This is a genomic window from Candidatus Nitrosopumilus sp. bin_6a (assembly GCF_054095695.1).
Genome location: NZ_JBSWSR010000001.1, coordinates 276,918 through 288,485, shown reverse-complemented (window position 1 = coordinate 288,485; position 11,568 = coordinate 276,918). Strand labels below are relative to the sequence as shown.

Below are 11,568 nucleotides of genomic sequence, written 5' to 3'. Positions count from 1 at the left end.
AATGTCTGTTCAAGCAATTAAAGCAATTGATGGAATTCGTTTCTCTGTATGGTCTCCAACCGAAATCAGAAAATACTCTGTAGCTGAAATCACTGCTCCTGAAACATATGATGAAGACGGAATGCCAGTTCAAGGCGGTCTTATGGATGGAAGATTAGGAACACTTGAGCCTGGACAAAAATGTCTAACATGTGGAAATACTGCTGCAAGATGTCCTGGACACTTTGGGCATATTGAACTTGCAGAGCCAATTTTACACATTGCATTTATTGATAATATCTACAAACTATTACAATCAACATGTCGTTCTTGTGCAAGACTAAAAGTCCCTCAAGATGATCTAAATGCATTCAAAAAAATCAAAGACAAACATGCTGCTTACACTGTAGTTTCACAAAAACGCATTCCAGAACAAATTATCGAAAAAGCAAAAAAAGCAAAAGAATGTCCTCATTGTGGAAAAACACAATATGAACTAGTATTTACAAAACCAACTATCTTTGTAGAGAAAACTGAAATCGGTGAACACAGATTATTACCAATTACAATTAGAGAAAGATTTTCACAAATTATTGATGAAGATTTAGAACTATTATCTTATGATCCAATTACTGCAAGACCTGAGTGGTTTATTCTTCAAGCATTACCTGTACCACCTGTAACTGTTAGACCTTCAATCATTCTTGAAACTGGAATTAGATCTGAAGATGACTTGACACACAAAATGGTAGATATCATCAGAGTTAATCAAAGACTAAAAGAAAGTAAGGAAGCAGGAACACCTCCACTAATTGTACAAGACCTAGTTGATTTGTTACAGTATCACTCTACAACATATTTCGATAATGAGGTATCTGGAATTCCACAAGCTCATCATCGTTCTGGACGTCCTCTCAAAACATTGACTCAAAGACTTAAAGGAAAAGAGGGAAGATTCAGAGGTTCACTTTCTGGAAAGAGAGTTGACTTTTCAAGTAGAACTGTTATTTCACCAGATCCTAACCTGGATTTGTCTGAAGTTGGAGTTCCTGAACAAGTAGCCATGAAGCTAACAATTCCTGAAATTGTTACAGAGTGGAATATTGAAAGAATGAGAAAACTCGTAATTAACGGACCTGAGAAATTCCCAGGTGTAAACTATATTGTCAGACCAGACGGTGTAAAGATCAGATTAGATTTCGTAGAAGACCGTTCTACAATTGCAGAAACTCTGGAGATTGGCTATCTTATTGAAAGACATCTTGCAGATGGCGACATTGTAATGTTCAACAGACAACCATCACTTCACCAAATGTCTATTATGGCTCACTATGTTAGAGTACTTCCTGGTAAGACTTTCAGATTACATCCTTCTGTCTGTCCACCATACAACGCAGACTTTGATGGTGATGAAATGAATCTTCATGTTCCTCAAAGTGAGGAAGCAAGAGCAGAAGCAATTCTCTTGATGAGAGTTCAAGATCAATTGATTTCTCCAAGATACGGTGGTCCAATTATCGGGGCACTAAGAGACTTTGTAACTGGTGCATACCTTCTAACTAAAGATGATACCACTCTGTCTATTCAAGAATTTTCAAACTATGCAATGCTTGGAGGTTACACAGATGCACTTCCTAAACCTGCAACTAAAACAAAAGACGGACCTGCATATACAGGAAAACAACTATTCTCATTATTCCTTCCAAAAGATTTCAACTATGTTCTTACATCAAAATGGTCCAAGGGAACAAAAGGTCCAGAAAAAGATGTTGTAATTAAAAATGGTGAACTCATTAGTGGTGTAATTGACAAAACTTCAATCGGCGCTGAAGAACCAGAAAGTATCTTGCATAGAATTACCAAAGACTATGGCAATGCAGTTGGCAAGAACTTCTTAAACTCTATTCTCATTATGGTAAAACAATTCATCACTCACTATGGTTTTAGTTATGGATATGGTGATCTTGAAGTTCCTGAAAAGAATGTGACAAAAATTCTAGAAGACATTCAAGAAACATATGACATTGTAGCTGATTTGACTGATCAATACAAGAAAGGAACTCTCAAACTTACTAGAGGTATGAAGGCTGAAGAGGCACTAGAGGCTTACATTGTTAATGAACTAGGTAAAGCCAGGGTAAAAGCAGGAGATACTGCTAATGATTCCTTAGATGATAATAACGCTGGAAAAATTATGGCTACCACTGGTGCCAGAGGTTCAGCACTTAACGTAGGTCAAATGGCAGGTGCATTAGGACAACAATCAAGAAGAGGTAATAGAATGAATGACGGTTACAGTAATCGAGCTTTAACACATTATCAAGAACATGACAGCAATCCAGACGCACATGGATTTGTAAAATCAAATTATAGAACAGGTCTTACTGCATTAGAATTCTTCTTCCATGCAATGGGAGGTCGTGAAGGCCTTGTGGATACTGCAGTTAGAACACAACAGAGTGGTTACATGCAACGTAGATTGATTAACGCTTTAGAACATATCCGATTAGAATATGATGGAACAGTGAGAGATCCACATGGACATATTGTTCAATTCCTATATGGTGAGGATGGTATTGATGTCCAGAAAAGTGATCATGGTGAGGCATTTAATGCAAGTAGACTGGCTGAATCACAAACTATCGTTGATTCTGGAAAGAAAGCAACTAAAGATGAAATTGACGTTCTTGCCAAGAAATACACCAAGACATTTAATCCAAGATTAACTGAACTTGTAACTGATGCTTTACACAAATCAAATCTAAGTAAAGACGGTGTTGAAGCTGTCTGTAAAAAGGGTCTTTCATTATACAACAAAGCCAAAGTTGAACCTGGTCAAGCAGTAGGAATTGTCACTGCACAATCAATTGGTGAGCCAGGTACTCAGATGACTTTGAGAACATTCCACTTTGCAGGAATTAAAGAAAGAAACGTTACACTGGGTCTTCCAAGATTGATTGAACTTGTTGATGCAAGAAAGAAACCTGTGACTCCAACTATGGATATTTACCTTGATAATGAATCAAAGAAATCTAGAGAAAAAGCAATTGAAGTAGCCAGAAATGTGTTACAAACCAAAGTCAGTGCATTGATTGCTAATACCGAGACTGACTATTCTACAAATATCAAATTAATCTTGAGTCCAAATAGACTCCAAGAAAGAGGATGCTCTGTTGCAGAAGTGGAAGCAGCACTCTCATCAAATAAAAAATTCAAGATGGAAGTTACAGGAGAACTAATCACTTTGAATTTAGTTGATGAGGCTGATACTGCAACTGCTATTGCAATTAGAAATAAAGTTCTCAATACTACTGTTAAAGGAGTTCCTGATATTGAGCGAGTTACATTAGTTCAAAAGGATGATGATTGGGTAATCCAGACAACTGGTTCTAACATCGCCAAAGTATTGGAAGTAAAGGGAATTGATAAGAAGAATGTCCGAACAAACAATGTCTTTGAAATTGCAGGAACATTAGGTATTGAAGCTGCTCGAAATTCATTAATCGATGAACTCAATCATACTTTGGGTGACCAAGGATTAGAAGTCGATAATAGATACATCATGTTAGTATCTGATTTGATGTGTTCTAGAGGTTACATGCAACAAATTGGTAGACACGGAATTGCTGGAACTAAAGATAGTGTTCTTGCAAGAGCAGCATTTGAAATTACTGTTCCAACAATTGCACATGCTGCACTTGGTGGTGAAGTTGAACAACTCAAAGGCATCACTGAAAACGTAATTGTTGGTAGCAACATTCCAATTGGCAGTGGCACTGTTGACTTGTACATGCAAGTCAGCAAGAAAAAATAGAAACAAGTGATAGATATGGCCGATGAAATTTCTACACTCATGACTAACAGCAAAGGCAAAATTGTTTTACTTCGATTAAGAAACACCAGAACCGTTCAAGGCATACTCAGAGATTTTGATATTCACATGAATTTGACACTAGAGGGTGCTGAAGATGTAACTGAAGAAAAACATGAAAAACTAGGAAAAATTTTACTCCGTGGGGATAATATTTTGGCAGTATCTTTGCCCGAAGAAGAATCTTAGAAACTAACCAATCAAACATTAAATCCTATAAATAATAATTTTTAACATGCTACATGTTTTTCTGTTTTTAATTCTACTTGCATTTGGACAATCTGCTCCTGATTATAATGATCCGTACTCTCCAATTTTTACTGACAAGCCAGTTTACTCTTGGACTGATAAAGTGAAAATGACAATCATTGCACCTAGCTGGAATTCTGATAGACATTTGATTGATTCAATTGGGGACACTAATAGTCATCCAATCAAAATTTCTACATCTGAGCATTCACTTGAACCATATAGATTTACAGAGACTGATGTAAATTCTGGAATTTTTACTGCCGAAGTGATTCTTACAGGTTTTACTCATGATGCTGATGGCGACGGTGTTTTTGATACAAACCCTAGAACAATTGGCAATGGGCCTACAAGTGGATTTTTACAAGTAGACCGGGACTCTGCAATCACAATATCCTTTGAATTTGCAGACGGTGTCGTGCTGGTTGAATCAGTGCCTGTAAGCTGGAATCTTGGAACAATCGATTTTGTTGAGGATCTTCTTTATCTTGAAAATTCTGCAGTTATCCGTGTTGTGGATTATGACATGAATCTAAACCCTGAATCTCTAGATGATTTACCGATTCATGTTTTTTCAGATTCTGATGTTGCAGGAATCAAAGTTAACGCAATTGAAACATCTGAAAGTTCAGGTGCATTTGTTGCAACAGTCTCATTATCTCAGAACTCTCCTTCGAGTGGAAACAGACTTTATTCCCTTTCTGGTGATGCTATATTTGCAAAATACGACGATCACACTCTTCCAAAACCATATACAAAATCAGATAATTTAGAAATCAAAACTATGACAATAGTTGATTCGTCAATTCCTCCTATAGACAGGATTGAAAATTTACCCATTACTTTTTCTACTGGTCTGGGAAATCCACTGAATTCTTTTTCACAGAATACTCAGATGCAAATAGTTGGAACAATTAGAAATGATCAAGAGTTTAAACAAAAATTTGTTTATCTCTTTCAAGTAAAAAATGATCAAAACTATGTTGAATCATTATCATGGGTTCAAGGGGAAATATCTCCCAATCAAATTCTAGATGTTTCGCAATCTTGGACCCCTAGGGACTCTGGACAATATCAAGTTGAAACTTTTGTCTGGAACTCTATTGGTAATCCAACAGCTCTTGCATCATCAATGTTTACCCAAATTGATGTTAAATGAAAAGTATAATTTCTGCGTGATTATTAAATACAAAATTACGTTCTTACCTTTGTGTTAGGATATGTTTTAGGACTATCATTAGTGCTAACCGTACTGTCTCCTATGATTTTCATAGATGTCTTTGCGGATTCATTTAGCGTAAATTTTGATAAGGAACTCTATCATCTCGGTGATTCCATAACCGTTTCAGGTAAAATTCTTGAACTTGGAATGCCTGTAATTGCAATGAGCATATATGACCCAGATGGAAAAATTCTGTCTGCAAATAATTTAGAAATTTCATCAGAGCAAATATTTTCTAAAACAATACTTCTTGACTCTCCATTTTATGAAAAAACTGGCAAGTATAAGGTGAAACTAGACTATGGGCAAGCTTCACAAAGCCATTATTTTGATGTTCAAGGTGAATCCTCAGAGCCTGAAATTATAATTAATGAAAACACAAAACCTGAAATTATTCTACTTTACACCGAACAAAAACAATACACCAACAATGATGTGATAAAAATTACTGGTCAAGTTTCAGCAATGGATTCGCCAACTGCCTTGATAGGAATCTATGATCCGTTTGGAATGCCTGCTGGATTTTATTTTGGGGCAATTGACACTAACTTGGAATTTGCTACAAGCTTTCTTGTAAAAGATGGTGTAAATTTTAGAGTGGATGGAACATATTCTGTAAAAGCGCATTATGCTGAATCAGAAGCAGTATATTCTTTTGATTATTACAAAACACCGCAAACAATTGAAAATTCTTTAGATGATCAATCAAGTAATTCCAAACTCGATGACAAAACACAAACAACTGACAATACACAAACAACTGACAATACACAAACAACTGACAATACACAAACAACTAATGGATCACAAAATAATTCCAAATCCATTGATGACTCTACTATAATCAAAACACCACAAAAAACTACAAATGATAACACTCAGATTAAAACTACACAAAAAGAAATTCCTATTAAAAAAACAAATGATTCAGAAAATAAAGTAACCACAACTATCCAAGAAAAACTTCCAACACAAAATAAAATAAAAAAAGAAAATAATTTGTCTGTAGAAGATATCGAGTTGGGAAAATTACTAAATCAAATCCAATTAGAATGTGATTCTAGTACCTATGCTGATACGATTTCATACTATGATGGGATGGGCCCTGCATTGTATCGATTGTGCAAGTTTGATAGTTCGTTGAATTTTTTTAATGAATCATTGATCAATGATCCCGATAATGTTGAAATCCTTGTTAACAAAGGCTCGGCATTAGGGAAATTAGGCTATTTCTCTGAGGCTATAATATTCTATGATCATGCCCTCCGAATTGATCCAAATTTCCTTCCTGCCAAAAACAATAAAGCAAATGCTCTCGCTAACTTGGGGCAATTAGATGATGCCATTTTATTGTACAATCAAGTTTTGAACAAAAATCCAAATTATTTCACAGCTGCAAAAAATCTTCACATTGCAATGTCTATCCTTCCTGATTTGACAAATAATTCATTTGGTTCAGATATAGAGAAAATCGATTATTCTGAATCTTTTTCTGAAAATAGTAATGCTGCTGGTTCTGAAAAACAAAAACCAAATGATTTTTTTGATGAAGTAAGTATTGCATTTTCAACTTTAGGTTCATTATTTGGTTTTCTAAACTAATTTCCTAATATTACACGCTTGATTTTTCAATAAACCTATAAAGCCCTGACATGACGATCGTCTTAAGGAAAACAAATGAGTAAGATACTTGAGAAATCATTGAGAGATGCCCGTAAAGAAGATAAACTAACCATGGGTACCAAACAAGTTTTAAACTCAATAAAAAGTTCCAAGCTAATTGTATTGTCTCAATCAATGAAAAAAGAAATGTTTGAGCAAATTGAATCAGATGCAAAAAAAGAAAAAATACCTCTAGTAAACTTTCAAGGAACATCAGTCGCATTAGGAAGATTATGTGGCTTACAATTTAGAATTTCAACAATTTCATTTACATCCATAGATGATGCTAGCATCAAATCAATTTTAAAAGATACACAAGCTGAGGAAAAAAATGATTAATTGTAATTCCTTGAATGTAAGTTTAAATGAGACATTTTTTGTTCGGAGATAAATAGGAATTATAATGACACAATCAATTAAACTCACAACTGATCAAATGCGAATGATGTCACTTTTCCAAAATGTAACTGGTGCAACAGCACGTGATTGTGTTGAAGATGAAAAACAAGATAGAGTGATTTTTGTAGTTAATACTGGTAAAATGGGACTTGCAATTGGCAAGGGTGGTATCCATATCAAGTCATTACAGAATATTGTTAAAAGAAATGTCGAATTGGTAGAATTTGATGATGATCCAGCAAAATTTCTGTCTAATTTGCTTAATTCAAAACTAATTTCTGAAGTAAAAATAAATAAACGTCCTGATGGAACAAAGCAGGCAATAGTTATGGTAGACGCAAGAAAGAAAGGAATTGTAGTTGGAAGAGAGGGAAGAAACGCAGAGAAAGCAAGACTTCTTGCAAAACGATATTTTGATATTAGCAGTGTATTGATTAACAGTCCTGAACGGGCAACTCTGGAGATGTAATAGATGAGAAAATCACCACTTGGATTATTTGCTGGAAGAGTTCTAACAACTAAAAAGAAAAAACAAAGATGGGCAATCTCTACGTTCAAGAGAAGAAAACTTGGTATTGATAAAAAGGCTGATCCACTAGGAGGGGCACCTCAAGCACGTGGTATTGTTTTAGAAAAAGTAGGTATTGCTGCAAAACAGCCAAACTCTGCTATTAGAAAATGTGTTCGTGTACAATTAATTAAAAATGGAAAAACTGTTACAGCATTTTTGCCACGAGACGGAGCCATGAACTTTATTGATGAACACGATGAAGTACACATTCAAGGTATGGGTGCAACACAAGGCGGTGCAATGGGAGATATTCCTGGTGTTAGATTCAAAGTTTTCAAAGTTAACGGTACTGCATTGCACGAATTAGTTATTGGAAAGAAGGAGAAACCAAGGAGATAGAGAAATGGCACAAACTAAAAACTTGTTATTATTTAGAAAATGGGATTTATCTGATATCGAAATAAAGGATCCTGGATTAAAAACTGCAATCTCTTTGAGAAAGCAAATTCTTCCTTACACTTATGGTCGTTCTGCATTAAAGAGATTCAACAAAGCAGATGTTAACATTGTTGAAAGATTAATCAATAAAACAATGCACTTTGGAAAGAAATATGCAAAGAACACCGGTAGAATGACTGGAAAGAAAACTAAACTACTCAATACTGTAAAAACAGCTTTTGATATCATTGCACTAAAAACTGGCCAAAATCCAGTTGAAGTTCTAGTTCGAGCAATTGAATTTTCTGCTCCAAATGAAGATACTACAAGAATCGTATATGGTGGTACTGTTTATCATGTATCCGTAGATGTTGCTCCAATCAGAAGGGTAGATTTGGCTCTAAAGTTTATCGCAGATGCTATCAAAGAATCAACATTCTCTAATCCAAAACCTATTGAAGAGCACATGGCAGAACAACTCATGCTTGCAGCAGCAAATGATCCTGCAGCACCTTCTGTAAAAAAGAAACACGAGTTAGAAAGAATAGCACAAGCATCAAGATAGTCTTTTTAGAAGTTTTCCCAGTAGCCCGAGGCAGATTCGAACTGCCGTCTCCGCCTATCCACTCTTGAGATCCAGAGGGCAGAATCCTTGACCACTAGACTATCGGGCTACTAAAATAAACCCGAATGATTTAGCATATAATCATTTGTTGTAATTACTTTAGTCTGACTTCATGAATTACAGTTGCGTAATCACAGTCTGCTTTTAATCGCATGTAAGGAATTAACTTGTAATGAATTGAATAGATATTGTCTTCTTTTAACAGAATTCCTTTTTGCAATAATGATGCTAATCCTCTTGATGGAATTGTAATCGAAATGTTCTTTTCTCTACATACTTTTTCTCTTTTTTCTTGAAATTGTTTTAGAGAAAATGAAACGTCATTGATTTCTAAAATTAACGGCCAAACAATTTCTGCCCAAACAAATCTTCTGTTCTCTGTTGCAGAAGCATATTTTCCTTTTTCACTCAACATTAATAACATCTGCAACATATGTTATAATTTATCAGTTGTCTCAAAAAGAAATTGAAGAATCACTAGATTTACTACAAAAAGATTGGGATGTTGACCCGATATTACGCAATTTTATGTTAGGGAAAATTACTGATGTCTCTGACTATTCAATCAAAATCAAAGATGTCATTTTTCATGTCCCTTATCTTAACTCAGAAAAAAAATACATCTTGTGGAAGTGCTACTGGCCTGACTGTCACAACTGCTGTGATAGACAAGGCAGATTGCCTTTATCCTCTGATGATCTAATCACAATCGGCAAGGGACTCAAATACAAAAAAACTTCAGATTTTATAAAAAATGAAACTCTAACTGTGACATATCAGGAACCTGGTCCGTCAGGGCAATTGACAACAATGACTACAATTAATCTTAAAAGAAAAACAGATGAGACAGAATCTGATGATGGCACTCATATCTCTTGTAGATTCCTAGACGATGAGGGGGGATGCTCTATGCATCCTGACCGACCTGGAGTGTGTTATCTGTATCCTTTTTCTAGCTGGCTTGAAAACGAGCAGGGTAAAGCCAGAGTCCATGCAACGTATCAGTTCACAGGTGACTGTCCTGGTTTTTACTTGGCTGATTCTCTTGATCCGATGAAAGACGAATTCAAGAACTATTCTAAAACCATATACGATTACAACATGGCATCAAACAGAACAAATCGTCAAGGATTTGGTTCTGTTAGTTTCTCTTAGACGTTTCATTTGTGAGTAACGGTTAAATGCTAATTTTTTAATAAATTGCCAGTGCAATATTCTAAACTACTATCATTTCTAGTTATTTTCACAATTACAGCTACATTATAATTAACTCCAGCATTATCATCTGCATTTGCACAAGGTCCTGATAATACTGGCAAGCCTGATGTAATTGCAGTTTCTGGAATAGTTCCTGGAAAGAATTTGATTGTTCATATTCTATTAGAAGTTCCTCCTGGAGCCGATAGAAATGAGGCAGCATTTGCAGCACTTGCAAATCAAGGTGCACGAGCATTTACTGCTGAAGAATATTCTTTGACTGGACTAGTCTGGGACCAATTCTCCGATTCTGATCCTGGAAATGATTCTGTAATTCAGAGATACAACCCACAAAATGATCCTACTGGCGGTAACGGACTAACTGCTTTACTTAACACTCACACTACTTGGAATAATGTTGCAACATCTAGTTTTACTTTTGAATATGGTGGAGAAACAGGAAAATGTCCTTCACTAGTTCAAGAATGTAAAGGCCGTCAAACATTTGATGGTAATAATGATGTTGCATGGCTCGCATTAAGGGATCCTGGAGTACTTGTAGTTACATGGTCTGGAACCAGTATCGATGAATCTGATATGGCTTTGAACACCAATTTCAATTGGTCAACTGATGGTGTAAGTCATTATGATGTTGAAACTGTATTTTTGCATGAAAATGGTCATGCTGTTGGAATTGGACACTCTGAAGATATTTCTGCTATAATGTATCCTTCTTATCAAAATGTAAATCGCATTTTGGAGCAAGATGACATTGATGCAATAAGCACCCTATATCCTGGAATATCTGTTACAAATAATTCTCCTGTTGTTTCTATATCTGGTCCTTTTGATAATTCCTCCTTTGATTCTGCAACTGTAATTTCATTTGCTGGCTCTGCAAGTGATATTGAAGATGGAGATCTTTCTGCTAATTTGTCCTGGGTGTCTGACATTGATGGTTCTATTGGTGCTGGTAGCTCATTTTCAAATATTTTGACTGATGGAACTCATACCATAACTGCCCAAGTTACAGATGCTGGTGGAAAAAGTAATAGTGATTCTATCACAGTAACTGTTGGAACTCCTCCAGTTTCTGGAACAACAGTTGGTGTTGATTCTATAACTTATTCTGGTTCTGGTGGCAAAGACAATGATAGACATTTGACCGTATTCGTTCACGTGTCTGATGATTCTGAAAATAATGTCAGTGGTGCAACTGTATCTATTTCCCTCACAAACGGATCTAGTTCTTGGACTGCAACTGGAACAACTAGCGATACTGGAAGCATAGGGTTTACTTTGAAAAATGCTCCATCTGGAACATACACTACAACAGTAACCAATCTTTCTGCAAGTGGTTTGATCTGGGATGGAACTACTCCTGATAACAACTACACAAAATAATTATCTAAATT

Annotated in this window: 11 protein-coding genes and 1 tRNA gene; 10 read left to right on the top strand and 2 right to left on the bottom strand. The window is 35.6% G+C overall.

Features of this window, described 5'->3' with window-relative positions; translation table 11 throughout:
- Position 1: 1 nt before the first annotated feature.
- The 8 genes from ACW9XA_RS01830 (at position 2) to ACW9XA_RS01795 (ending at position 8,896) form a co-directional block, all read left to right on the top strand.
- Positions 2–3,793 (top strand): DNA-directed RNA polymerase subunit A', encoded by a 3,792-nt coding sequence (locus ACW9XA_RS01830; protein WP_457762727.1) that lies wholly within the window; start codon positions 2–4, stop codon positions 3,791–3,793.
- Positions 3,794–3,808: 15 nt separating this feature from the next.
- Positions 3,809–4,039: an LSM domain-containing protein gene (locus tag ACW9XA_RS01825; protein ID WP_457762726.1), complete on the top strand. Its 231-nt coding sequence runs from the start codon at positions 3,809–3,811 to the stop codon at positions 4,037–4,039.
- Between the two features lie 46 nt (positions 4,040–4,085).
- Positions 4,086–5,258, top strand: coding sequence for a hypothetical protein (locus ACW9XA_RS01820; RefSeq protein WP_457762725.1), 1,173 nt, complete (start codon positions 4,086–4,088; stop codon positions 5,256–5,258).
- Between the two features lie 51 nt (positions 5,259–5,309).
- The gene (locus ACW9XA_RS01815) at positions 5,310–6,923 is read left to right on the top strand and encodes a tetratricopeptide repeat protein (RefSeq protein ID WP_457762724.1); all 1,614 of its coding nucleotides are present in this window, start codon (positions 5,310–5,312) and stop codon (positions 6,921–6,923) included.
- A 75-nt stretch (positions 6,924–6,998) separates the two neighbouring features.
- Positions 6,999–7,322: a ribosomal L7Ae/L30e/S12e/Gadd45 family protein gene (locus ACW9XA_RS01810; RefSeq protein ID WP_457762723.1), complete on the top strand. Its 324-nt coding sequence runs from the start codon at positions 6,999–7,001 to the stop codon at positions 7,320–7,322.
- Between the two features lie 64 nt (positions 7,323–7,386).
- Positions 7,387–7,851, top strand: a complete 465-nt coding sequence (locus tag ACW9XA_RS01805) for a NusA-like transcription termination signal-binding factor (protein ID WP_457762722.1) — start codon at positions 7,387–7,389, stop codon at positions 7,849–7,851.
- A gap of 3 nt (positions 7,852–7,854) precedes the next feature.
- The gene (locus ACW9XA_RS01800) at positions 7,855–8,292 is read left to right on the top strand and encodes a 30S ribosomal protein S12 (protein ID WP_297440785.1); all 438 of its coding nucleotides are present in this window, start codon (positions 7,855–7,857) and stop codon (positions 8,290–8,292) included.
- Positions 8,293–8,296: 4 nt separating this feature from the next.
- Complete coding sequence (locus ACW9XA_RS01795; protein WP_457762721.1) at positions 8,297–8,896, top strand: 30S ribosomal protein S7; 600 nt, start codon at positions 8,297–8,299, stop codon at positions 8,894–8,896.
- 21 nt (positions 8,897–8,917) lie between these two features.
- Here ACW9XA_RS01795 and ACW9XA_RS01790 read toward each other — a convergent pair.
- Both ACW9XA_RS01790 and ACW9XA_RS01785 read right to left on the bottom strand, forming a co-directional pair.
- Positions 8,918–9,005: transfer RNA gene (locus tag ACW9XA_RS01790), tRNA-Gln, on the bottom strand.
- A gap of 45 nt (positions 9,006–9,050) precedes the next feature.
- Positions 9,051–9,371 carry a hypothetical protein gene (locus ACW9XA_RS01785; protein ID WP_457762855.1) on the bottom strand — a complete coding sequence of 107 codons (321 nt, stop codon included), beginning with the start codon at positions 9,369–9,371 and terminating at the stop codon, positions 9,051–9,053.
- 35 nt (positions 9,372–9,406) lie between these two features.
- Here ACW9XA_RS01785 and ACW9XA_RS01780 point away from each other — a divergent pair, with 35 nt between their 5' ends.
- Together ACW9XA_RS01780 and ACW9XA_RS01775 are read left to right on the top strand one after the other, a co-directional pair.
- Positions 9,407–10,111 carry a YkgJ family cysteine cluster protein gene (locus ACW9XA_RS01780; protein ID WP_457762720.1) on the top strand — a complete coding sequence of 235 codons (705 nt, stop codon included), beginning with the start codon at positions 9,407–9,409 and terminating at the stop codon, positions 10,109–10,111.
- 207 nt (positions 10,112–10,318) lie between these two features.
- Positions 10,319–11,557 carry a matrixin family metalloprotease gene (locus ACW9XA_RS01775; protein ID WP_457762719.1) on the top strand — a complete coding sequence of 413 codons (1,239 nt, stop codon included), beginning with the start codon at positions 10,319–10,321 and terminating at the stop codon, positions 11,555–11,557.
- Positions 11,558–11,568 lie beyond the last annotated feature (11 nt).